This is a genomic window from Sphingobacterium sp. Lzh-3 (assembly GCF_046764375.1).
Lineage (GTDB): Bacteria > Bacteroidota > Bacteroidia > Sphingobacteriales > Sphingobacteriaceae > Sphingobacterium.
Map to the genome: position 1 here is coordinate 207,611 of NZ_CP177226.1, position 24,924 is coordinate 232,534.

Annotated in this window: 21 protein-coding genes; 12 read left to right on the plus strand and 9 right to left on the minus strand. The window is 41.3% G+C overall.

The features are described from left to right. Positions 1–14: 14 nt before the first annotated feature. The 5 genes from ACLCDV_RS00890 to ACLCDV_RS00910 form a co-directional block, all read right to left on the minus strand. Complete coding sequence (locus tag ACLCDV_RS00890) at positions 15–1,439, minus strand: RagB/SusD family nutrient uptake outer membrane protein (RefSeq protein WP_411972674.1); 1,425 nt, start codon at positions 1,437–1,439, stop codon at positions 15–17. Between the two features lie 12 nt (positions 1,440–1,451). Then, positions 1,452–5,057 carry a SusC/RagA family TonB-linked outer membrane protein gene (locus ACLCDV_RS00895; RefSeq protein WP_411972675.1) on the minus strand — a complete coding sequence of 1,202 codons (3,606 nt, stop codon included), beginning with the start codon at positions 5,055–5,057 and terminating at the stop codon, positions 1,452–1,454. A gap of 34 nt (positions 5,058–5,091) precedes the next feature. After that, positions 5,092–6,237 (minus strand): FecR family protein, encoded by a 1,146-nt coding sequence (locus tag ACLCDV_RS00900; RefSeq protein ID WP_411972676.1) that lies wholly within the window; start codon positions 6,235–6,237, stop codon positions 5,092–5,094. Between the two features lie 56 nt (positions 6,238–6,293). Further along, positions 6,294–6,878 (minus strand): RNA polymerase sigma factor, encoded by a 585-nt coding sequence (locus ACLCDV_RS00905; protein ID WP_411972677.1) that lies wholly within the window; start codon positions 6,876–6,878, stop codon positions 6,294–6,296. A 181-nt stretch (positions 6,879–7,059) separates the two neighbouring features. Beyond that, on the minus strand, positions 7,060–7,389 hold the full coding sequence (locus tag ACLCDV_RS00910) for a helix-turn-helix domain-containing protein (protein WP_411972678.1): 330 nt from the start codon (positions 7,387–7,389) through the stop codon (positions 7,060–7,062). A 121-nt stretch (positions 7,390–7,510) separates the two neighbouring features. Between ACLCDV_RS00910 and ACLCDV_RS00915 the strand changes: the two genes are divergently transcribed. Beyond that, on the plus strand, positions 7,511–8,599 hold the full coding sequence (locus ACLCDV_RS00915) for an ATP-binding protein (RefSeq protein WP_411972679.1): 1,089 nt from the start codon (positions 7,511–7,513) through the stop codon (positions 8,597–8,599). Between the two features lie 11 nt (positions 8,600–8,610). Here the strand turns inward: ACLCDV_RS00915 and ACLCDV_RS00920 are convergent, their stop codons facing one another. Then, on the minus strand, positions 8,611–9,366 hold the full coding sequence (locus ACLCDV_RS00920; protein WP_411972680.1) for a hypothetical protein: 756 nt from the start codon (positions 9,364–9,366) through the stop codon (positions 8,611–8,613). Between the two features lie 302 nt (positions 9,367–9,668). On the opposite strand from ACLCDV_RS00920, the gene ACLCDV_RS00925 reads away from it, so the two are divergent. Together ACLCDV_RS00925 and ACLCDV_RS00930 are read left to right on the plus strand one after the other, a co-directional pair. Beyond that, complete coding sequence (locus ACLCDV_RS00925) at positions 9,669–11,279, plus strand: TlpA family protein disulfide reductase (protein ID WP_411972681.1); 1,611 nt, start codon at positions 9,669–9,671, stop codon at positions 11,277–11,279. Between the two features lie 119 nt (positions 11,280–11,398). Further along, the gene (locus tag ACLCDV_RS00930; RefSeq protein ID WP_411972682.1) at positions 11,399–12,319 is read left to right on the plus strand and encodes a hypothetical protein; all 921 of its coding nucleotides are present in this window, start codon (positions 11,399–11,401) and stop codon (positions 12,317–12,319) included. Positions 12,320–12,884: 565 nt separating this feature from the next. Here the strand turns inward: ACLCDV_RS00930 and ACLCDV_RS00935 are convergent. Continuing rightward, positions 12,885–13,265: a hypothetical protein gene (locus ACLCDV_RS00935; protein ID WP_411972683.1), complete on the minus strand. Its 381-nt coding sequence runs from the start codon at positions 13,263–13,265 to the stop codon at positions 12,885–12,887. A gap of 857 nt (positions 13,266–14,122) precedes the next feature. Here ACLCDV_RS00935 and ACLCDV_RS00940 point away from each other — a divergent pair. From ACLCDV_RS00940 to ACLCDV_RS00955, 4 genes are all read left to right on the plus strand, one after another. Further along, positions 14,123–14,500, plus strand: coding sequence for a hypothetical protein (locus tag ACLCDV_RS00940; protein ID WP_411972684.1), 378 nt, complete (start codon positions 14,123–14,125; stop codon positions 14,498–14,500). Between the two features lies 1 nt (position 14,501). Next, on the plus strand, positions 14,502–15,170 hold the full coding sequence (locus ACLCDV_RS00945) for a TlpA family protein disulfide reductase (RefSeq protein ID WP_411972685.1): 669 nt from the start codon (positions 14,502–14,504) through the stop codon (positions 15,168–15,170). Between the two features lie 65 nt (positions 15,171–15,235). Continuing rightward, complete coding sequence (locus ACLCDV_RS00950) at positions 15,236–18,358, plus strand: SusC/RagA family TonB-linked outer membrane protein (protein ID WP_411972686.1); 3,123 nt, start codon at positions 15,236–15,238, stop codon at positions 18,356–18,358. 11 nt (positions 18,359–18,369) lie between these two features. Next, positions 18,370–19,788 carry a RagB/SusD family nutrient uptake outer membrane protein gene (locus ACLCDV_RS00955; protein WP_411972687.1) on the plus strand — a complete coding sequence of 473 codons (1,419 nt, stop codon included), beginning with the start codon at positions 18,370–18,372 and terminating at the stop codon, positions 19,786–19,788. A gap of 70 nt (positions 19,789–19,858) precedes the next feature. Here ACLCDV_RS00955 and ACLCDV_RS00960 read toward each other — a convergent pair whose 3' ends face one another. Together ACLCDV_RS00960 and ACLCDV_RS00965 are read right to left on the minus strand one after the other, a co-directional pair. After that, positions 19,859–20,263 carry a hypothetical protein gene (locus ACLCDV_RS00960; protein ID WP_411972688.1) on the minus strand — a complete coding sequence of 135 codons (405 nt, stop codon included), beginning with the start codon at positions 20,261–20,263 and terminating at the stop codon, positions 19,859–19,861. A gap of 109 nt (positions 20,264–20,372) precedes the next feature. Further along, positions 20,373–21,035, minus strand: a complete 663-nt coding sequence (locus ACLCDV_RS00965; protein WP_411972689.1) for a hypothetical protein — start codon at positions 21,033–21,035, stop codon at positions 20,373–20,375. 153 nt (positions 21,036–21,188) lie between these two features. Here ACLCDV_RS00965 and ACLCDV_RS00970 point away from each other — a divergent pair, with 153 nt between their 5' ends. The 5 genes from ACLCDV_RS00970 to ACLCDV_RS00990 all read left to right on the plus strand — a co-directional run bounded on the left by ACLCDV_RS00970 (position 21,189) and on the right by ACLCDV_RS00990 (position 24,685). Next, complete coding sequence (locus ACLCDV_RS00970; RefSeq protein ID WP_411972690.1) at positions 21,189–21,431, plus strand: hypothetical protein; 243 nt, start codon at positions 21,189–21,191, stop codon at positions 21,429–21,431. An 83-nt stretch (positions 21,432–21,514) separates the two neighbouring features. Then, positions 21,515–22,438, plus strand: a complete 924-nt coding sequence (locus ACLCDV_RS00975) for a hypothetical protein (protein ID WP_411972691.1) — start codon at positions 21,515–21,517, stop codon at positions 22,436–22,438. 72 nt (positions 22,439–22,510) lie between these two features. Further along, positions 22,511–23,569 carry a histidine kinase gene (locus tag ACLCDV_RS00980; protein WP_411972692.1) on the plus strand — a complete coding sequence of 353 codons (1,059 nt, stop codon included), beginning with the start codon at positions 22,511–22,513 and terminating at the stop codon, positions 23,567–23,569. Positions 23,570–23,596: 27 nt separating this feature from the next. After that, positions 23,597–24,349: a LytR/AlgR family response regulator transcription factor gene (locus tag ACLCDV_RS00985; protein WP_411972693.1), complete on the plus strand. Its 753-nt coding sequence runs from the start codon at positions 23,597–23,599 to the stop codon at positions 24,347–24,349. A 30-nt stretch (positions 24,350–24,379) separates the two neighbouring features. After that, the gene (locus ACLCDV_RS00990; RefSeq protein WP_411972694.1) at positions 24,380–24,685 is read left to right on the plus strand and encodes a hypothetical protein; all 306 of its coding nucleotides are present in this window, start codon (positions 24,380–24,382) and stop codon (positions 24,683–24,685) included. The last annotated feature ends 239 nt before the right edge of the window (positions 24,686–24,924 follow it).

Below are 24,924 nucleotides of genomic sequence, written 5' to 3' on the forward strand. Positions count from 1 at the left end.
TGTTATAGCATCTATTAAAACGGTACAGCTTCGTCTGTATTTAACCGCAAGTTTGGGTTTAACTTCATGACATCCAATGGAAATGGAATAATGTACATTCTGGAGTTTGGCGCCAGTGTGTAGGTCTTTTGTTCGACAGTCTTATTGACAATCGGGAATACGCGGACAAGTGTTTTCGCATATTCTTTTTCAAGATTCAAACGTTTCAGATCAAAGAAACGATGGAATCCGATAGGTAGCTCCCGCCGGCGTTCGTTAATGACCAGATCCATGGTTTCCTTTCGTGTCGTTGGAACAGCTAGGGTTGCTTTTTTTCCTTCGATGCGGGTTTTACGTAAGGTATTCAACATCTTAATGGCATTTGCATATTGATCCTGACGTGCATAACATTCGGCCAACATCAGGTAGATCTCCGGTGTTTTCAGCCCCACAGTAGGAAAGAAAAAGGAGGTATACTTTACATTGTAATAACTTGCTCCGGCGCCAATATCCAGAAAACTAGCATTGGACTTGGTATAAAATAAACTAAAGCGCTTATCCTCCTGATCAAACATGCTCGTCAATTCTGGACTTAAGATATAACTGTAGCCAAAGTTCATTTCCGTGTAGCCGTTCACATACATATAGCTTAATACCTCGGGGTTGTTTTCGGCGAGGATAGGGGTTTTGCTTGGCCCGCCTAACTTCTCATACTGCACCAGGTCGATGAGCTGGCCATTCAGCTGCATGGCTTTTTCGGCAGCGGCTTGAGCTTCCTGAATTTCTCGTTTGAAAAGATGCACCTTCGCTTTCAATGCATAAGCAAAGGCCAGCGAGGGGTGATAGGGGTTGGTGGGTTTCTCCTGCAGATGAGGTATAGCATCGTCTATATCTTTTTGGATAAAATCGTATACCTGCTGCACGGTTGATTTTGTGGGTTTGGCCTCCAGGTCATATTTATCCATAATGCAGACACCGCCGTCCTGGGCTGCTGTGCTGGCATCATAGGCTTTGGCGTAGACATTGATCAGGTGGAAATAATCAAAGGCCCGAAACATCTTTGCCTCGGCTTTGGCGAGGGTCTTTAATTGGCCATCACCTGTACTTTGGTCGACCAAAGAAATAATCATGTTCCACTGTGCAATGTATTTGTAGCACTGGTTGTAAAAGCTTGATGCGGTGAGTTGGCTAACCCGGTCTTCCTGTTCCTGAAATAGAAAGTTGATGGTATTGATATTGGGCGTCAAACCAATGACATTGGATTCTTTGAGGTATTGGTCATCGACCAGATACTGAAAGTTGTTGATCGGATAACCTCTATTCGGATAGGCGACCAAATCGTAATAATCTTGAGCTGTACGCACCAATTGTGAGCCTTTGGGTGTTATATCAAGGTATTTATCGCAGGCAGTAAAGACCACTAGAGTCACACATGCTGCCATTAAGGTTTTTATAGTCATCGTAGATTCGGGTTAAAAAGTGAGTGAAAGTCCCATCAGGAATGATTTGGCCAAGGGCAGATAGCGCGTTCCGCTATTGAGCGAATAGGATTCTGGATCGATATCATTGCCGGCGGCGCTCCATGTCCATAAATTATTGACCTGCGCCGTTAATCTGACGTTTTGCATCCCAGCTTTATGGGCCAATTGTTTGGGCAATTGATAACCTACGGCTATGTTCCGCAGTTTCACATAATCTGCCGAAACAATCTGCTGATCGCTATAGCGCCATAATTTTGATAAGGTGCTCGCCCCACTCCGTAGGTTGTCTGGATAATCGACCATCAATCGGGGATAATCGTTAGTGGCTCCTGCTGCCCAGCGGTTCACCAGACCCGCGTTAGTCAGTTTATCGCTTGCGAAGTCAATGGCATCTTTACGTAATTTATGTCCGCCGGAGAAGACAAACATGGCCGAAAGATCAAATGCTTTATAGCGAAGACGCTGATTGATGGATCCTGTATATTTTGGAAACAGTGTCCCTAAGTAGACCAATGCATCGGGTGAATTGATATCATTGATTTTTGTAGGGGTGCCATTTTCATCAAAAACAACATTGGAGTCGCCGTTTTGATCCAGAAAATAGGGGTAACCATTCAACATGCCGGCATAGCGATAGGCCATGATGGAGTTGTAGCTGTTGCCTTCAAAAAAGTAATTGCTTGGCGAGCCAACATAGGACTGCGCGGTAGCGGTTAAGCCGTTGACTTTCTCGACCTTGTTTTTATTAAAGGAAAATACCAGCTGGGTGCTTGCTGTTAAATCTTTTCTTTTAAGCCACACAGTATTGATATTAAACTCAATCCCTTTGTTGCGTAATGCACCATTGTTGATAACACGCGAATTGGCACCTACGGTTGGGTCGAGAACAGCACCGATCAACAAATCGGAGCTGTAGCGATTATAGGCATCAATACTAGCTGACAGGCGGTTGTCGAAAATCGAAAAATCTACACCGAGGTTTGTCGTTGTTGTTTTTTCCCAGCGCAGCATGGGGTTTGGTAATGATTTTTGTTCCAGATATTGCAGGTAGGGGAAAAGTTTATCGGATTTCCAGGTAGCCGTACCATAGCTTGAGCTTTCTTGGTCCACATTACCGGTAATACCGTATGTTGCCCGTAGTTTGAGGGAATTCAACCAGTCTTTATTTTTCATAAATTCTTCGTTGCTGACATTCCAGCCTGCTCCGACAGACCATAACGGACGGTACTTAAACTTCGGATCTACCCCAAAGAGATCGGCCTGATCCACCCGTATGCTTCCCGTGAGGTTGTATTTGTTGCTATAAGTATATCCGGCATTGGCGTAAAGCGAGGTGAAGCGGTGTAAGGTTTCCTTTTGTGCGACGCCATTCAGGTCGCCCAGGCGGACATTCCCCCCGTAGATATAGCTGGTGATACCAGATTTACTCAATGTGGCCCAGTCGATGGTTGTGGAGGTCAATGTGACGGGATTGTAGCCCACAAGTAATTGTTGGATAGGGCGCGGTACATGCGACTGGCGCATCTCGAAGCCGGCTAGGGCGGTTAGCTGATGTTGGCCATATTGGCCAAAGGTATTATCATAATTAAATTGATTCCGGAAGGTATAGTTGTACCGTTTGGATTCGAATTGATAGTAGCGGCCTCCTGCTGGTAGGTTTTTCGTGTATACTCCTGTGGCAGCATTATAGCTCACCATCGCGTTTGAGGCAACACGCATCATGTAGCTATCTTCGTCGTAGAAACTTTCACGGGATGCTTGTCCCAATTCATAGGAAAACTGCGTTTGAAAAGAGAGGCCTTTGTAAATAGTGGCCCGCAACGATGTAAATGCGCGAAGATTTAAACTCTTGTTACTCTCGATACCTTCGCCTAAGGCTTCAAGGACATTAAAGGATGTACTTTTTAAATTTCCGTTTGCAGCGATCTGTTCTGCTGTCTCGCCGTTTATGGCCGACCCGGGCCCGATAGAACTTGAAAGATCAACGTAAGGCGCATAGACTAGGTTGCCATTTTCATCTTTAATGCGTGTATAACGAGGCTGTAAGAAAAGATCATTGTAAATGCCATCCGTTTCTTTATTTACGGAATATGTGCCGTTCAATCCCACTGTTGCATTCAACCATTTGGTTATATTAAAGGCCGATTTTAGATACAGGTTAAATTTCTCGTTTTTTTCGTGGACAACCTGTCCTTTTCCTTTGTCGTAGTTGAAGGATACAAAGGTGTTGCTTTTGGACGAATTCTGGGAAATACTTGCATTATACCTTTGGCGTGTTTCATTTTGCCAGACATTGTCAGTAAACTCCTTGATGTAATCGTTGTTCCGCCAAGTATTTATCGTTGCATCTCGTTCTTGCTGATTAATTGTCCCGATGGACTCTTTACGAAATAGATCGTACAGCGGTGAATAGTATTTTAAGCTTCCACTACCCAACTTTCCATAGTAATTGAACAAAGATTCGGTATTTGCATAGCGCGAACGCTCTTTGTTGAAAACATCAATTTCGTAGTCGATCAGATCGGACGTACTGGCATAATGCATTTTGGCGATATCCGGTTTCTGTGTAATGAATTGATCGACATTAAAGTTGACGGAGACGCCTTGCCCTTTTCCTTTTTTTGTGGTTACGACAATAACTCCATTGGCTGCCCTGGCTCCGTAAATCGATGCAGCTGTTGCGTCTTTCAGCACGGTCACAGACTCTACGTCATAGGGGTTGATATCGTTTAAGGTGAGCTCGGTGGGTAAGTCGTCAATGACGATGAGCGGATTGGTGGTCACGTCACTGGAATAGGTACCGATTCCGCGAAGTACGGGATTGTCTGCAGCAACGCGCGCGGGGTTTTTGATATAGGTCAACCCAGCTACTTGGCCTTCCAGGGCGGAAGCCAAATCGACATTAATCTGTTTGTTTAACTGGTCATTATTGATCATGGAATAAGCTCCGGGACTACGTTCTTTACTGATTCGTTGATAGCCCGTGATCATAATTTCGTTGAGCATAGACTCCTTTGTGCTCAACATCACGCGGACCGGTCTTGTTACTTGCTCGGGACTGAAACGCATGACTTTTTCATTAAAAGAGACATGTCTAAACGACAATTGGATCTCCGGGCTTGTCACGTTCAGCTCAAAATCACCATCGCCCGAACTCATCGCCTGGCTATTGTCCTGCAGGTTATGGATCGACACACCGGCAATGGTATTGCCCAGACTGTCGATTACTTTTCCGCGTACAAGCTGACTATTGGTCGATACAGTTTTACGATAGAGAATAATCCGTTTATTCTCAAGGCGGTAGCTGAAAGGTTGATCCTTAAACAAAATGGATAAGGCATCTTCAATGCTTGATAGTTTGAGGTTGACACTGATGGGACGGGCGGTTTTTAATAGGTTCCCGTCGAACACAAATTCATAGCCATAGTGATCCGATAGGCTCGTAATGACCTCTTTGACATTGGCGTTTTTAAAGTTCAATTCGACCTGCTGTGCATGTAATTCATAGGGGTCGATCATGCTCATCAGGGCAATTCCAGCGGCCAAACTCAGGTATTTCCGCAAAAATACCGGTCGCTTTTTGGTTAGGTGTGACATGGTAGATGAAGGTAAATGTACTATTTAGTTGTTTTTATTTTTTGATGGTTGTTTTTAAAACGATCTTTTTATTGTTCAATTGAAAATCTAAGGCGCTCGCTTCATTTAAGAGCCGTAACATTTCCTGTAGGGAGATATTTTTCCGGACCTTCATATAAATCGACCGATCTGTCGGTAGCGCGATGGTATCAACATCAACACCGTACCATCTAGACAGATCAGACAGAATTACGCGAAGTGACTGATCCCGGTAATCAAAGTAGCCGGCCGTCCATGCGACAGCTTGTTTTGGCGTTAGATGTTGGATATGTATTCCTTTTTGATCGGTTACAGCTGTTTCCCCTGGACGAAGTATCATCCTTTCAGCTGTGCCCGATTTACTTAAAGCGATCCGTCCAGACAGGAGGGAAGTGGTAACATGGCCATCGCTTGCATAATTGCGGACGTTAAATACGGTTCCGAGCACTTCGACTTTTGCAGCACCAGCAGTTACTGTAAATGGCCTCCGGGCATCATGAGTGACCTCAAAATATCCTTCACCGTCTAAGGATACGTCTCTTTTGACGGCATCAAAAGGAACCTGAAATTTAAGGGTGGACGCGGCATTCATTGTGATCTTAGTACCATCTTCCAGAACAAGCCTAAAGTCCGAATTGGGGGTATAGATCGTTTGCAAGCTTGGATTTTTGCCTATCGCCATTACTTTTACGGTTTGACTGTCGATACGGGAAAATGCAATGTCCCCTATCTGCCATACAGAATCAGTCTTGGGCAATATGGCAATTTCTTTTCCGGACTTATCTTTAACATACAATGTGGGTGCTGAAGGCGCAGTGACATCGGTAGTTTTTGGGCCTTGTCCCAAATAAAACCAAGTCGCCAATCCCGCTACCAACAAGATCGAAGCTGCTGCCCACCATTGCAGTCTTTGTCTTAATCGGATCGGCTGGTTCTTGGGTTTGTTTAGCCTGTCTTTCAAACGTTGCTTTACAAGTGCAATATGCGGAGCAAAGGATTGTTCGGTTTGATCCTCCTCAAAGACATTCGAAGCAATCGAAGTTAGACGTTCCAATTCTTCGTCGCTGGCATATTCAAAATAATGCAGCAACCAATCGAGATCCACCCGATTAATACGTCCCTCTAAATAGCGCTTGTAAATATTATCTATTTTTTTTGCCATATCTATAAGTTAATACGCAACTTATTAGCAAAAACACTATCGTAATCTTGATTTTTTTAAAAAAAATAGAATGTTATAAGAATCGCTAAAATTTCATCATAATGGTCTTGTACAAATTGGCGGATATGTTGATTGGATTTGACCATCGCGTTGCTTACCGTGGATACAGAAATATTCAATTTTTGGGCAACTTCTTCGTAGCTTTTCTGCTCTAATTTACATAAGACAAATATTTCTTTTCTACGCTCGCTTAAGGTATTGAGTGCTCTTTCTAATAACGCGGCCTGTTTCTCATGTATATCACCCTCTTTTTCCATGACGTAGAGCTGCTCGAAATGTTGGTATAAGTTTTCCTGCATCGCGGTTTCTTTCGCTAATTTTCTATACCAAGAAATAACATCATTTTTAGCTATGGTAAAAATCCACGATTTAAAGCTTCGGTTTGGATCGATGCTGGCTCTTTTTTGCCAAACTTTCAGAAATACATCTTGCACGATCTCTTCACTGACCTGCTTATCTTTAACCATTCGAAAAATAGTGGAAAATAAGGCTTGACTATACCGGTCATATAAAGCAAAAAAAGACTGTTCGTTTCCATTGGAGAGCGAAATCAATAGCTTATTTTCTGCAGTATAGTCCATTGTAGAATTTTCAAAAGGCCAGATGGTATGCTGTTTAAACAGCTAATCAGCGATCAAATTTACAAATTTCAACGTAATATTAAGAGCAATAGCTTTCATACGGATATCCATATACAGTTAGCGTTTTAAGATTAAAATGATATATGATTTGAATGCCTGTGTAGAGAATCCACGGGAAGTTTCAATCCTTATACAGCTGACTATAGAGATCGATAACTTTTTTCTGAAGCTGGATTATTTCCTCTTCCCGTTCTTTCAACTTTTGCTGAATTGAAGTTATTCCGTCAACATAATTATTTACGTCATCTGTTTCAGAAAAAGATAAAAGCTGTACCGCTGTAAAATTAAATAACTTGGCGATCTGGATTAATCTGGAGAGGTTAAGATCTGTAATGCCTGTTTCCATTTTTGAAAATGCGGGGATGGAAATCCCCAGTTTTTTTGCTACATCCTGTTGGCTCCAACCTTTTTGGTGCCGAAGTAATCTGATTTTTTTTCCTACTTTATTCATATAAAACTTTCTTAAAGGTTAAGATACAAAAATGGTTGCAAAGAATGGCATCATTTCTGTTGCATTAATTTGTTAGAGTTCCCTATATCTATACATTCACGATTGCTAAATTTCTTTCTGTATGCCTTTTGATGAGCACTTTTTGTTGTCTGTTCTGGAGCGGTCTCCTTTAGCCACGGCTATCTATGATAGTGAGGACCTCAATATTGCCTTTGCCAACCAGGCGATGCTGGATACATGGCATGCAAGCAGCTCAATTTTAGGACATACTTTGTGTGCCTGTTTTCCCAGCTTTGAAAAAGAGGGGTTTTCATCTATTTTGAAAAATGTTTGGAAGACAGGGATTACCTATCGTGCCAAGGATACCCCGGCAGATATCGTATCCGGGAGAAATATTATCAAACGGTACTTTGATTTCGAATACAAAGCATTATTGGACGAAAAGGGAAATACTTATGCTATTTTACATTCCTCATGGGATGTGACGGAAAGAAAACTTGCCTATGATAAAGCTGAAAGCCAAAAAGAGCAAATATCTTTTAATAGAAAGCTGGATCTATTATCCAATACCCTTTCACATGATTTAAAAAACCCATTATCCATTCTAAAGATGGGAAATGATATGCTGCGTAAAAATATAAGTCTGCCTAAAGATGTTCAGCAAAAATGGTTCGACAATATGCAAGCTGCCATAGAAAATATTCAGTCTATTATCAACCAAACCCTTCAGCTAAATAAAATACGTGCTGTCAATCCGGTTAGGGAATGTTTAGATATGGATAAAAAGATCGCTGAATGGATAGATGAGGTAAAGCTTCTTTATCCAGCATCACAGTTGGAGTTTAGATTGGGAAATCTCTACAAGCTTGAGGTAGATTGTAGTGTCGCTTATCAGATTTTTTTTAATCTGATTTCCAATGCTGTGAAATATGCTAAAGATACCGAGCAGGATTATCTTGCGATCTATAGTGAAAAGACAAGCAAAGGGATTGTATACTATTTGGAAGATAATGGGATCGGTATTCCAGATGAAGACCTAGATGTTGTATTTAAAGCCCATGAGCGCGCAAAAAATGCGCTTGCAGCACAGGGCTCAGGGATAGGACTCTCCTTAGTAAAGGAGTTGATGGAACGTCTGGACGGTAACGTTAATCTCTCCAGTAAGTTGGGTAAGGGAACGATTATTCGCTTGTTCTTTCCGAATAATTAGGTATTGTTTCGTTATTGTCCGTTAAAAGGCAGTTTGCTAATATAAATGATTGCTGTATCTGTGGAAGTTGGATAAGTACGCTCATTCCCTTTGACAGTCCACTCAAAACGTGTTCCTTCCGCACCAATGTAAAGTCGATTTTTCTTGTCGTGGTAAATATAATTCAGTCGTCGACGGAAAGGAAAATCAAGCAATTGTTCGCCTTTATCAGTAACCCTTGCTAGCTTGTCGGGCTGGGCTAAAGGGCGTCCATATTCTTTGTCGATGATTTCTTTCGGCTGTGGGATGATTTTGTAGGATTCATTTTCACTGATTTTTGTTTCTTTTCGATTGACCCATATTTTATCATAGACTTCATACCCAGATTTGCCCTTTCTGCTCCAATTTTTACCCTGGTCCAACGAGAATAAAGTCGGACTTGTCGAATGGTCTTGGAAATTACTTAAAGCCATCAGTTCTCCCTGATACATACTGAAGCTAGGTATGCCAAATCCAGCATCGTTGACCATTTGCCACGAAACTCCTTTATCCGTAGTCATATAAATCTTGTACATGGTAGCCACAACCAGGGTGTCGTCGATATTGCCGTAAATAGCCGATGTGCCTCTGAGCTGTCCCGGGATACTCAATTTTGTCCAAGTAGCATCTCTCGTTTCAATATCGATAAGATCCTTCTGCTCAGAAGGGCCGTCCTTTTGACAAGAACTAAACAACAGGCCGATGGCGCAGATAAAAAGCAGAGGGCGGAGAGGTGTTTTAAATTGCATATTTTTTGCGATTAGAGTAAGCAAGCTGTGTGATTTTTAAGTTTTGTATAATTTTAAAGATAGTTATAATAACTGAAAGTTGTTGCATGATTCAAATTTTATTTCTCTAGCAGTTAGGATATTATATGCGGTTGCTCATAAGTCTTCCTATCGAAAATTTATCTAATTGGATGAATAATCAATCTATTGTATCTATTCAAAAATTGGTTTATTCCTATGGGAAGGGAAATTTAAATTATAACCATTTTATTCGTTGTTGTCTAAATGAAATGATTAACTTTATGGAAACCAATAGCCTAGTTATGAAGTTATCATTACTTTCTTTATTTACTTTCTTCTTGTTGTCATTTGCTATAGCGCAATCATCTGCTGAAAAACCGTTTAAAATCGATCCAAATGACTGGATAAAGCAAAAGCTGGCGGATGCTAAAGTGAAAAAAAATCTAGTATCGTATAAAGACAAATTTTTCCAATTTGATACGGTACGTTTAGTTGGATTTATCGAAGGTTATAGTCCTGCATTAGAGTTTACAAGTGGTATTATTTATAGCAGTAATGAGCTGACTCGTGAAGATTATCCGACTACCGTACAGGTTTATCCTGATGGCCGTTTTGAGGCGAGCTTCTTGGCCACGAATCCGAAAACTAGTTACATTATTTTTAAAAACAACCATTTTAAATTTTATATCGAACCGGGACAGACGCTAGCATTGCGATTTCGTGTTGCCGCGGATCAAAATTTAGCGTTAATGGGTTTTGATGGCCCTCTTGCTGCCGAGAATCAGCAGTTCAGAGGCTTTGATTGGGAAGATAATCAACGAGCCTTTTATCAGGGCATGGAAAGGCGTTTGAAAGAGCAACCAATTTCAGCAATAAAAAAGCAACTCTTGACAGCTTGGGATTCGGTACAAAATGAAGTAAACGGACGGTTAAAGAAAACAGATTTTTCACCAAAAGTAAAAAATCTGGTCCATACGCAAGTTGCGCTCATGTATGCAGTACAATTAATGGATCTGCAAATGTATCGAAAGAATTATCTAGGGAATAATCCTACAAATGCTTATCTAAAGGAACCACTGCCCGATGATTATTTTAATTTTATAGCTCGCTTAGACCTCAATGATCCGGCTATTTTGGTACAAAATGAATTTTCGACCTTTATCAACCGATTCGAGTATTCTAAACTATTTAGCCTGGATGCTTATTATGATGCCCTCAATAGTCAACGTAAAGGGAATTTATATTTGGTATTAGATTCGGCAAATCTAAAGTCTAATCCTACGATCGCTAATACATTGGTTTCTGAGGTTGCGAAACTACGTACCTTGCAGTTTGCATTAAATGGTGCGGCTGATACAGTTGGGATAACTAAAACTACAGAACAATTATTGGCCGTGTTAAAAAATAGAGATTTAAGGTATGAAGCGCTCCAACTGGCTGAACGGGTGAAGAAATCCAAAAATGGCTATTTGCTACCCCCTACTGATGCTGCAGCTATTTTTAAGAGCATGACTGATAAATACCGTGGTAAAGTCGTTGTTGTGGACTTTTGGGCACAGTGGTGCGGCCCATGCCGCTCTGGTATTGAATCGTCGCAAGGGAAACGCTTAAAACTCAAAGATAATCCGAATTTGGCGTTTGTTTTTGTGACGGACGTCGATGGAACTCCAGATATGGAGTTTTATAAGGATTATATCGTTAAAAATAGCATGTTTGAATCCTATCGGGTTTCTGCCGATGAATATAGAGCATTGCGCGAATTATTTAAATTTAACGGAATTCCGAGGTATGTACTGATGGATCCCGATGGTAGAATTAGAAGTGATAATTTTCAAATGCATAACCTGACAACTGAACTTCCAAAAAATTACCCGCAGCTTTTTACGTATCAACAGATGCAAGGAATTAACTAATTCGGTGTGAAGTAATAACTTTACTTTTTAAACAAAAATACTAATTATATTAGTATTTTATTTTGTTGTTACCTATCTTTGTACTGTTAACCAATTAATAAATAATTAAGACTCAAATTATGGGCGTACAGCACGGGTCTATGCCTTCAAAGAAGAGCGATGAACTTCTGAAGGCTATCTTTGAAGATAACTTTCCCGACTTTCTGCGGTTTATGTATCCCGAAGCAGAGGCGATCTTTGATTTCGATCGGGGATTGACGTTTATGGACAAAGAGTTATTGGAGATCATCCCCGACCGTGAGCGTAAAAAAGGCAAGCGTATGGCGGATCTATTGGTGAAGGTGTTTTTGCGAGATGGTACGGAGAAATGGATCTTGATGCATACGGAAATAGAGGGAGGCAATGATCCGGGATTTTCACATCGGATATTTCAGTACCATTATCGTCTATTGGACCGATATCGAGTTCCAGTAGAGACGATAGCTGTTTTTACGGGCGATCGTAGCCAGAGGCGGCCCGCTATCTACAGTTATACATTATTCCGAACATCGTTGGAATTCCGTTATCTTAATTATCAGATCTTCGATCATAGTGAGGATGAGCTTCTTGTTATGGACAATATTTTTGCGTATATTGTATTAGCTTGTCAGAAATCCTTACAGGAAGATAAAGTTCCTGAAGAAGAGCTGGCGGAGCAGCGGAGTATGATTGCACGTACACTGATTCAGACGAATCGATACAGTAAAGATCGTATAATGAGCTTTTTAGTTTTTTTAAAGAGTTTTCTATTTATACGAGATAAAGAAATAAATAGTAAATTTGACCAATACATTTATCAAGTGACAGGAGGCACAATTGAAATGGGAGTAATTGAAACAATAAAAAAACAGGAAAGGGAAAAAGGTCTTAAGACTGGCATTGAAAAAGGTAAGCGTGAAGAAGCTATTGCCATTGCACTGGAGTTTAAGAAAATGGGTTTACCTATTGCTGATATTGCTAAAGGTACCGGTCTTTCTATCGAAGAAATCGAAAAACTGTAATCAAATACTTTTAAAGTTTATAGATATTTATTTTGAGCCATTTCCGAAAGGGAGTGGCTTTTTGATTTAAACTGTGTTATTCTTTAAAAAACTCCACTTTCATTGCTGATAAAAGAGGAGTGCCTTTTTAAACTAAATATATGAAAAAATCTTATCGTTAATAATAAAGCGTCCTAATAGATTAAGCCGCTTCGCTAAATTTTGGTATATTTCAACCAGCTTATTCAATATAGAAATATTTTTTTGAAATTGAAAAAATTAAAAATATCTTTCTGATGTTTGTTTTTCCTTTTTTTGTGAAGAGCTTTCTTAGTTTAATCCAATTACTGGACGCTTGCCAGCACCGTAAAAGTATTCAAAAGTTGACTCGGTTTTATTTGTGATATTTTTGCTAAAGCACGCACCAGTTAGGCGCAAAAATCGGTTTCATCATTTGTATTTCGGATACGATCTCACCGTCGGTAAGGCTAATATCTGAGATAAATTTTGAAAATCTCATCTGATCCTTTTTCGGAGGCTTAATACCTTGATACGTATAGTCGTGGAATTAGTTTTTACAATGCTATTATTTACTGGACTGAATTTCAATTAACGCTTTTTGCGTGGAAATCAATTCTTTTTGTGTTTTTATGGTTTCTTCTTGGATTGCGATCATTTGTTTTGCCTGATTCAATTGCTCTTTCAAAGATTCGATCTCATGCAAAGATGTGTTAGTCTCATTTTCATAGAACGATTTAAATGGTTCGAGATCAGTATAATATTTAAGAAAGTTATGGTTTAATGCAGAAGTATATAGGGCTAGTTTCTGTATTGATAATGTTTCTTGTCTTAAGTCATATTCAATGTTTTGGGAATTTTTTACTTTTATTTCTTCCATCAAGCGAGCATTACTAACACCTTGATTCTTTGCTTCTCTTTTAATTATATCGCCAATATGAATTTCCATAAAATTACCTCAAGATTTAACAAAAATATTTTGTGTAAAAACAAAATATTTTTGGTTGTTAAACTGCGTTTACGTATATTTGTATCATAATCAGTTCGCTGATTACAGTCTCGTCAACTAAAACCAGCAATTTTAAAGACGCGAGACCTTTAGGAGCATATTGTCCCAATTTTGTATATTTGTACAATTTTTGGGAGAAGCTCCTACTGGAAACCGTGTCTGGTCCTTGCTGGTACCATGTTGGCGGTGGAAAGTAGGAGCTTTTCCTTTTTAGGTGTCACACTTTCCCCCTAGAGACTCTTGTTGATAACCCGACTATTAAATTATGAGACAAAAAGAGTCATTAACCACAACAGTACGACGGCAGATCAAGGATCAGCTTAGTCAGCTTGAAGTATCACTGCTTATCAAGAACAAATATTGTCCGCCAGAATAGCCTTCCAAAAGCTTAAAATCAGCAATGGCCCTTGCCCTTATGGACAAAGAAATATGCATACATAAACAGCACCGCCACTGTCGATTTTGCCGACTTAGTTTTTTAAAGCCTATGCCCCGACAATTGCACTTTCCTTATTCTTTTATTGTAGCACCTTAAAAGTAGGGAATTTGAATTTCAAAAGCAAAGATTTTAGAAAAATACTATTATAGAATTTCTATAAAAAAGGTCGGTTTTTTATTTTACCAACGGACGCGGTATCGTCTCTATCAAATTACGTGTAACTGTCCTGCACCGCGCCCGATAACCTATTTCTTATTTTTTCACCGCTGTGACCTGAGTTCATTCAGGTTCCCGCAAAAAGCTGATTTCGGTCGGATAGGGAGAGCTATGCGCTATGGTCACAGCCAAAACTAAACACATGAAAGCAATTTATGAAGATCTCCTGCCTCTCGACAGGCCATTCTACGAGATTCATGAAGACAGTTACGATCCATTGAAATGTATCGAAAGCTTTTGGGATAATTATCCGCTAGTCAAGATACGCGAGTACCTCTATGCATTGGACCTCAAATGCAAAACCCTCGGCGAAGCTACCGAAAGCAAATTAGAGGCTGTACAGCAAACGCTGTTTTTGGCCGACATTCTGCGTGCTCTGATGGCGTATTTCCTCACGCATAGCCGTCATTTAGATACAACCCAATTAAAACTGTCAACTCTGGAAGCCAATAGGAAGGAACTCCAGCTGACCAAAAAAATCAACGATTTTTTTCAATCTATTAACCAACCAAAACCTTAAGATGATGAAAACAATACTATATAATTTACACAAGGCTTTTAAGAGCAAACGAGCACGAGCGATACTGCTGTGTTTGGTTTCTATGTTTAGTTTATCTGCTCAGACGCCCCGCAAGGACAGCGGGGCGGATGGGTTAACTGAGCTAATGCACGATGATAGACTCCCAAAATTGCTTATTGGAGATCGCTTACCTGCTGAATTTTGGAGCCAAAAATTAGACTTTCACTATACGGATGGATCCAGTAAATCCGTCCTATTGGATACCCTGAAAGATCGACTTATCGTTATCGACTTTTGGGCTACCTATTGTTCGCCCTGTGTCAAATCGCTGGATAAATGGGACGCTTGGCAGAAAAAATTTCCCGGGGTGCAGATCATTCCTATTCATCTCTATGATTTCAGCTCCAAAGCCTTGCCTTTTGCTAAAAAAAGAAACTGGAGTCTTCCTTTGGTGTTTGACAATGCTGTAGATACCGCCATCAATAAACTCTTTTACTATGACCGAAGTTATGGTCAGATATGGATCCGCGATGGAAGGCTGTTTGCAATACCTGTTTCCTGGGAGGTGGCAGAGCAGGACATCCAAAATGCCTTACAGGGGATTCCTCCAAAGATGAACTTATTGCTGACACATGGCGAGAAAAGAAAAGAAAGGGGGACGCAGCCATGATACGTCTGATGACTTTTATTTTTTTGTTTAATGCTTGTATTAACATCGCTTTTCCTCAAAGCACAATGTTATGTAAGGGCACAATAGTCGATGAGTATGACCGTCCAATGTCAGCTGTGCTAATCTCGCGCACCGCTGATCGGAAACCGCTAGCACGTTCAGATGAAAAAGGTAATTTCCAGATCAATGTCCTTATAACAGACTCCTTGCGGTTCAGTCACGTAGGCTATGGTACTGTTATAATGGCCGTTTCAAATAAATCAAAACAGGCAATGGTCGTGCGTATGAAACAGTTATCGAATGTCATGGAAGAGGTTCTGATCAATACAGGCTACTATGCCATTCCCAAAGAAAGAGCTACTGGGGCTTTTTCGCATATCGATCAGGAACTCCTCAACAGGACCAACAGCACGAATATCCTCGATAGACTTGAAGGGGTAGCCGGCAGTATGTTATTTGATCGGCGTAACCTCGAAGGGGAGAATGTGAGCGGCCGCCCCGAAATCCGAGTGCGTGGACTGAACAGCATTGATTCGGATAGCTCGCCATTGATTGTGCTTGACAATTTTCCCTATGATGGAAATATCAGTACGATCAATCCAAATGATATAGAAAGTGTAACCGTGTTAAAAGATGCAGCGGCGGCTTCCATCTGGGGAGCAAAGGCGGGCAATGGTGTCATTGTGATCAATACAAAGCAAGGGAAGTACAATAAACCAACTGCCATCAATTTTACCACAAATCATACTTTTGGAAATAAACCTGATCTTTTTTATAATCAAAAATACCTGCCCTCCGCTACGGTAATGGCTATCCAAAAAGAATTATTTGAACGGGGCACTTACCTTGAACAGAACCAGACCCGTATTCCGGCCTATGTGGAGCTGCTGATTGCCCAAAGGGACGGAAAGATCACAGACCAGGAGTTTGCCGGCCAAGAGGCCTTATTTGCTGCCACAGACCTGCGTGAGCAGTCGCTTAAATACCTTTATAGAACGCAGTATACAGGTCAATATAGTGTAGGAATTAATGGTGGAACAGCTAAGCATCGCTATTCGTTTAACACCGGATATGATAAAGGCCGTGCAAGTATCATCGGAAATGAAAACAGACGGATAAACCTAAGTTTTCAGAATGCTTTTAAAATAGGTGATAATCTGGAACTCAGTGGGGGGCTTTGGTATACGTCGCAGTATGCTGCTGCAAATGGTCTGGGCTACAGCAATGCGCTCAATACGGACATTTATCTGCCTTTAGTGGATATGGATGGCAATCCAAGTTACCTGACCAAATCGTATCGCCTGCGCTATCAACAACAGGCTCCTCAGATTGGCCTACTGGACTGGTTGTATCGTCCTATTCAAGAGGTTAGTTTGACCGATAACCAAAATCGTGAAATGGAATGGCGCATCAATACCGCGGTTAATTATAATTTTCCATTGGGAATCCAGCTACAGGCATTTTATCAGTATACCCAGGGTACAGGCAAGGAGCAGACTTACCATGATAAAGATTCATACTTCGCACGTAACCTCGTAAACAGGTTTACCCAGAGTAATGGTACGAAAGTGATACCTTATGGCGGGATCATGGAGTACGAGCAGCCCCGCGAGCATCAGACGCATTCGGGAAGATTGCAGGTTAATTTTAACAGAACGATGGCAGGCCTTCATGTACTATCTGCTCTGGCAGGGACAGAAATAAGACAGACGGTTTTTCAGACAATACCAGGCCTGACCCTGTATAATTTTAATCCCGAAACATGGAGCGCAGACTTTATGACCGATTATAAAACCTTAAATCCCACTCGGCCGACGGGAAATAGCCGTATCCCTTCTAAAACTCTTTCACCAAGCAAAAATAATGGCCGTAATCTTTCTTACTATGGTAATGCAAGTTATGGATATGACAACCGCTACCTTTGGAGTGGAAGCATACGATGGGATGGAAGTAATCTACTCGGAGTCAAATCAAATCAGCGAGGTACCGTGCTATGGTCTACAGGGCTCAGTTGGAATATGGGCAATGAGCAATTTTTTAAGAATGAGGTGATGAACCAATTGCGATTGCGTGTCACTTATGGTTCTGCCGGTAATATTGATAAGTCGCAAAGCCATTACCCAACAATTGCGTATACGGTAGATCCTGTTACGGGGTTGCCTGCTGCCAATTTAAATCATCCGGGTAACCCAGCGCTCAAATGGGAGCAGGTGAGTACCTTCAATGTAGGTGTGGATGCAGGCTTTATGGCTGATAGGATAACGCTCTCGTTCGATCTATACCGAAAAAAAGCGAAGGATCTGCTTGGCAACCGCATACTTGATCCTTCAACCGGTGTAACCGGCGTTTTCAAACTGAATTATGCAGGAATGGAAACTGAAGGGATTGATGTCCAGTTATCCAGCAAAAATATCAAAGGTGTGTTTAACTGGAATACGGATCTCTTGCTGAATTATACGTCCAATAAAATAACAGATTTTAAAAATATCCCGATTACAAACATTACGGAATATATTAATAACCCGCCACCGATGGAGGGAAAGTCGTTCGATAATATTTATGCCTACCGGTGGAATGGCTTGAGCAGTACCACTGGCTATCCTATTGTGTACATCGATGGTAAGGAGAGCTCAGACTATATTGCCTATATAAATCAATTGACATTTGATGACTTGATTGAGGGGGGCTCAACAGTGCCCAAACTGTTCGGCTCGCTACGCAATACTTGGTCATGGAAAGGCTGGCAATTGAGTACATTATTGTCTTTCAAATCGGGTTTTGTATTTAGGAGGTCGTCTATGGGCTCGGGACAGGAATATGCCTCAACGCCATATTATCATATGGATTATTTTAAACGTTGGACGCAGCCCGGGGATGAGCTTTTTACGGATGTGCCGGCCTGGTCCAAGACAACATCTTCAAGTACAGGATGGACACTCTACCGGGATTCTGAAGCCTTGATCACTAATGGTGCTTCTATTCGGATGCAGGACATTCAAGCCAGTTACCTACTGCCACTCAGATGGCATCGTACAACATCGCGCAAAGTGGACTTAAGAATCTTTGCGGGCATCAAAAATGTCGGGATTATCTGGCGCGCCAACAAAGTCGGAATAGATCCTGATTATCCGATGGCTTCTTACCCGCCACCACGTATAATCAACATGGGGATGAATTTGAACTTTTAATTTGAACAAGGATGAAACAACAGTTTAAAGGACAATGGCTATTGCTAACAATAGCTGTATTGTTAATGCAGGGGTGCGGTAAGAATTTTTTGGAGTTAAAACCCAATCAACAGCAGAAAGTGCCTAGTACAATAGCAGATTATCGGGCTATACTGGATAATGCAACAGGTTATATCAATCCGATGAATAATAGGAGCTCGCATACTCTTGGGATTATCGGGGCAGATGAATATGAAATTCCACCTGCTGTCTATGGCACTTTTCCTGTGGGCCTGACGTTCGATTATCAGAAGAATGCCTATGGTTGGAATGAACGTATATACCAAGGCGGTGAAGGTGGAATCGTTGTGCCTACCGATTTTGATACGGGCTACCAACGTATTTTGCTGGCGAATCTGGTATTGGAAGGGTTAGGGAATATAACGCCCCATCTAACTGAAACAGAAGAATGGAATGAAACAAGAGGGGCAGCTCTTTTTCATCGCGCCTGGAATTATTTTTGTTTGTTGCAGTTATATGCACCGGTCTTTAATGCGGCTACGGCAGACAGCGACCTTGGGGTACCACTGCGGCTGGAATCAGATCCGACAGCAAAGGTATTACGAGAATCAGTAGAGGATTGTTATGAGTTGTTGATTGCAGATCTCAAAAGTGCTATCAACTTGTTGCCAGATAAAGATATAGTTAAATTCCGGCCAACGAAACAGGCGACATGGGCTTTATTGTCCCGTGTTTATTTGCAAATGGATGACTATGGTAAAGCAGCTGAATATGCATCAAATTGTATTGCTGTAGCAGGTGGATTGTTAGATTATAATAAAGTGGCTGCTCAGCCCTATCCTTTCCCTGTTTATGGTACGGAGAATCCCGAGGTGATCTTCGTGATGACGGCTTATGATGCATTAGCTTATACGGGTGAATATCTGGCGGTCCCTAATGATTTCTACCAGCACTATGAGAATGCAGATTTGAGAAAGACTTTATTTTTTGAGCAGGATAGAAATAGTATGATACGCTATCGTGGAAGTTATTATGGTAGTTCATTGTTATTTACCGGGCTAGCTTTGGATGAAGTGTATTTAACGCGGGCAGAAAGCAATACGAGGTTGGGGAACCTAGCTGAAGCTCTTTCGGATCTGAATACGCTGCTCAGAAATAGATATAAAAAAGAAGCATTTGTCAATCTAACAACTCAAAATCAAGAGGAGCTTCTGTGGTGGATTTTAAAGGAACGTAAAAAAGAACTGCTTTTGCGAGGGATTCGTTGGGAAGACTTACGACGCCTCAATAAGAATCCGAAGACTGCTACGAATCTTAAGCGTAATATCGCTGGTACAGAGGTGGAGTTGCTGTCCAATAGCCCACGGTTTATATGGCCTTTCCCTGACGAAGCAATTAGTGTAGGTGGATACCCTCAAAATCCGCGTTAAAAATAAAAAGGAGCCGTTCGCATTTTGCAAACGGCCCTTCTATTAAATTATGATACATGCAATTGAAGCCTTAGGGTTTATGAGATGTTGAACCAGCTGTAGCTCCTGCTGCAACAAATTCCTGTATGGTGGGAATATCATCACCCGCCTCAACTCTTGCCAAAAGATTTTGGATGTCTGTATCATTTTCATCGTAGGTCAATTGTCTGGCACATAGTTCGCCTGATGGCTGTGTGCAAGGTGCTGATGGACTCGACGATAACTGTGCAGTGACATTCTGTTCACTGTTACTTGGATTGCTCGGATTGGAAGCACCCGATGCATCAACGGAAAACCACATTGTCGTTGTTAATTTACGTGCTGAAATGGGGTTGACTTCTTCCTTTTCTGTGAAACTTTGCGCTCCATAAGCGAGCCCCAATCCTAATACTGCTAATGTGCCGGCACGTAGCCAGCTGTTTCTTTTTGTTGCCATGGCAAAAAAATTTAGTTTATAAAATGTTTATTCAAGCCAGCACCTTTCGCTAGCTCCTTATACAAAGTTGCATGCAAAATAAGTCTGATATAGGCCTGTACTATAGGAGCTAATTTTGAGCATATTTGCCCGTGAGCAGAAAATACTGGGCCTGCTGCACCGTGTGTCGGGAAATGCCGAGCAGATCTGCCTGCTCGATTTGAGTGGTCGCAGCTTTAATTTCGGGCAACAGTCGGGTAAAGTTAAGGTAGCGCTCAAAAGGAGAATAGCCCAATGTGGCCTGCCTTAGCAAAACCAGCTGCCTCTTCTTTTTATTGCCCAATACGTCAATAAATGTATCGATGGATTTTTCGTGTTCCTGAAACTGCCGAAGTACCGAATGCGGGATCGCGATAATAATTCCGGAACGGAGTGCCACTATATGCCCGCTGTGTAGATGATGTGTATAGAGGTGATTGGTCGTCATTAAAGCCATGTTTGGAATAGCGAGGCTCATAATCCTGCGCTTGCCGGTTTCAGTATTTTCTTCGACCCGAGCCAGGAGGCCTTTCGCGACAAAAAAAGTCATCTCCGAATGACGGTCAGCTGAACTGAGTTGTTCGCCTCGTTTGACAATCTTGACTTTGAGGTTGTCCTTTGCCCACTGATAGTGAAAATGATCTATTGTGTGATATTTCCCCCAAAAATCAAATAATAGTTTGAATCCCGCCTTGGTGTTATGCTTAATTGACATATTAAAGTTTTTTCGGTTTATCTGGCTAACTGACAGCAATATATGTTGCTTTAACAAAACTACGACGATTGAAAATCATTGACGAAACTACCCTTATAATATCTTTTGATCCTGGTAAAACCTCTTTTGCCCCCCAAGTTATCGACAAAATGGAAAGTTTAGGAACCAAATGGTAGATGAAGGCAATGTCCTTTGGCTCTCCAATTATTAGTTGAATTTTTACTCCCGATCGATCCACAGTCTTCAGTGCCTGAAGCCGTAAAGCTGTTGCGAGAACAGCCTATGGTTTTACTTTTTACGAGAAACAACGTGGAGATAAAAACACTATTGGCCCAATTTGGTCTATACAATCCGCAACCTCTGAGCATCAACGACCTGATGTTAGGTATTGATGAAGAGGACGATGGAGGAAAATGCAATATCGTTTTCCCTTAAGAACATGATAATAATTGAGTATGCTGTGCCTTATTCCTTAAGGTATGGCATATTCCCAATGTTAAACCTAACGTATTTTTTATATGCAATTTACTTGGAAAGCCGCCATGAACGGGTACACCGAAAAGGATTGGCGGGACTTTGTTTTTTTCTCGGCCAATGTGCAGCATCTTTTGGGTATCCATCAGCTCGATATCCAGCAAAATCTACACCGCGCGGCGATCAATTTCTCAAGGCGACAGGCAGAAACGGACGCCACTAAATTTCAGTTCGAGGGCAAAACCTATTGGATTTCTCCAGAATGCGCTCAATTTATCTTAAGTTTTCATTTTGGCTACTATCGGGCTGTTCCTGCCTTTCTGGTTCAGCGCGGCTATAAACTTTGCATTCCTGTGGCTAAAGAGGTTATGTTACAGCAGTCACAGCATTACGCAGCTTTGCTCGGTGACCGTTGGCAAAAACAAGTTGTATTTCTAGACGCTGAGGATCCTTATCTTTTCTTTAAGTTAAGGCAGCAGATGGATCTTGGCTTTCATATATTCTGCTACCTCGATGGAGGGGTAAGTACCGCAAAGGATTTACAGGCGCAAAAATTAAGCGAAATCCCTTTTCTAAATGGCAGCATTAAGATAAAGCATGGGATTCTACATATGGCTTTTTTACTTCAAAAAAATATAACAGTTTTAATTGCCAAAATAGCGGCAGAAAATGAGCCCATTGTTATTTGTGAATTGAGTCATTGGTTTGAAAACTGGTTTCCGAACGGCAGGCAGTTTACGGACTATTTTAGCCGCGTTATTTATGAGGATTTTGAGGAAGCCTTATTAGAATATCCGGAGGCCTGGGAGGCCTGGTTTTACCTACACAAAATCATGTCACCAAGCTCGGATGTAGCAACCTGGCCCGCAAAAACTAGTCGTATAATTTCATTTAGCATAAAAGAGAAACAGCTGCTGTTTGATAAGTTTACTTACCTAAGTTATCTCTTGCCTGGAACTATTTTTTGAAAAATTGATCTAGATACTTGTTTAAACATGATGTTATAATTATCTTTAGATTATCAATTATAAACCAATAATATGAATAGGTTCTTTAAAAGAAAGTGGTTGTCGCACTGCTACTTCTGGATAGGATATAATTTTTATTTTTTTGTGGTAAATGCACTGGGCAATTCCAGACTGAATCTGGGAGCTTCCTTCATCACCGTATTTTATTGTGCGATTATCTTCTATGCAGTGTATCTGATCTTGAAGTATGTTTACGATCGGGGACATATACTGGGAACTATAGTGTTGATGATAGGCTTTTATTTACTCTCCGCCCTGATTGTGTACTATGAATTGTATGGAAGATTTGGACTGGAGATAATAAATAATAGGTATGTCATCACTAAACACGCTTTTAGTTGGGCGAAGTATATCCAGACCTTTCTCGTCATGCACAGTAATTATACGGTCATGGCGGTGGGCTATTATTACTATAAGAGTAAGCTTCGCGAGTCAAATGATAAGCTTGAAGCTGTAAACGCACGTTTCGCCGCAGAGTCAACGATGAAATCCTTTCAATACACGACCTTATCTGCGCAGGTGCATCCGCATATGATGGCGAATATCTTTAGCCATTTAAAGAATAAGGTGGACCCATATGATGTTGAATTGGGCTTGCAGCTTTCGGAAATTTATCGCTTAATGAAATTTTATATGGAGGCCCATCAGGTGGAGGGGGCAACTCATATATTATTAGAAGATGAAGTGAAAGCACTGGAGCAGTACCTGTCCATACAGGAGAAAGTAGAACCGAATCCTTTTTACATAAATCTTTCCTGCTCCGGTAACCTGATGCGATTTAGTATTGCACCAACAGTATTGCAGACGCTCGCTGGTAACTTATTTAAGCATGCGGACTTGTGGGATAAAGACCACCCAGCTAAAATCTTAGTCCTTGTCAGCCATACTGGTTATCGGATCACGGTTCAAAATAGAAAGCGAAGCGGTCCTCAAATCCTACCAAGTCACGATGTGGGACTTCGGAATGTGAGAACACGCATGGAATACCTCTTTGGAACGGACTTTTCGATGGAAGAAAATCAGGACGATGAGCATTATGAACTCACGTTATGCGTGCAGCGCTACAAATAATTAAAGGAACAAAAAATGACGGAAAATATGAATAGAATATGGATTGGGATCATCATCGATGACCAAAAGTCGCATATCGACCATCTGCTTGAGATGGTCGAAGAGATTGGCTATGTGCAGATTGCCAAAACATTTAATGATCCGCAGGATGCCAAAATTTTTCTGCGTGCCAACAAAGTGGATTTTATGATTCTTGATGTCGAACTAGGGAAGACCAACGCTTTTGATTTTTTAAGAACCTTGCCCAGCTCAAATCTAAAAACAATTCTCTATACAGCACATCGCCAGTACGAGGATCCGGGATATGATTTCGGTGTCGTTGATGTGCTGCTCAAAGAGGTGTCTAAGAGTCGTTTCTATGCCGCACTGCGCCGCGTGGATGAAGCGCTCGCTAAATTGATCCCACTCTCTGATCACGATTCACTGGAAAATTATACCTATTATTTTATGATCAAAGGGCCGGTGCGTTATCAGCGTACCGAGGTCCGGATGAAAGAACTCGTGTATGTCGAAAGTGCCAATGGTCAGGTTAAATTTCACATGATCGGGGGTAAAACACTGAGCTGCAGTAGTACCATGCGGGAAGTACTGGCGGGACTGCCGGTTAAGTGGTTTAAGCAATGCCATCAGAGTATTGTAATTAATATCAATTTTTTTTACAGCTATGGAGTCGGCGGTGTCTTGATGACTGAAGGGACGAAAAAAACACTTCCTGTAGGTGATAAGAAACTGTATGCAGACTTCTTTAGCTTCATTAACTCCAATATCCTTGGTGGCTAAGCGTATTTGTCATTATAAACAATTAAAAATATGAGAAAAGATTCGTTTAACAATATCGGCCGTAAGACAGATGCGCATCTCTTGCAGGCTTTACATATTCTCTTTACAGAAATACAAGTATTAAAAAGAGCAATACAGAATAGCTTTCAGACAGCGGATTCCACTGTCGAACTTCGTGATACAGCATTTGTCAAAGACACCGTAGGCGTATCGGACCGTACGTTGCTGCGGTATCAAAACTTAGGCCTCATTCGGGTACATCAGCGCGATAAAGGGGGTAAGAAGTACTTTAAACTTGACGATGTGTTGCGGCTCAAACGTTACCTGAATGGTTGATATTTAAACTGCGGCGAAGTTCTTGGCCATCCTGCCGGGATTCGCTTCTGCTCTTGTTTCCTTCTGCCGTAGGCTTTCTTCGTACCTGCCATGCCCTTCGCTCACCAATATTCCTAGTTAACTCCTAGTTGAGACCTTGTGTTTACCTAGCAAACTAGGTCTCAACTAGGGGATTCATCGGTATTTGATAAGTCAATCCCCACTGGAGGCCATAAGCAATCCGGTAGCAGATCATTGTA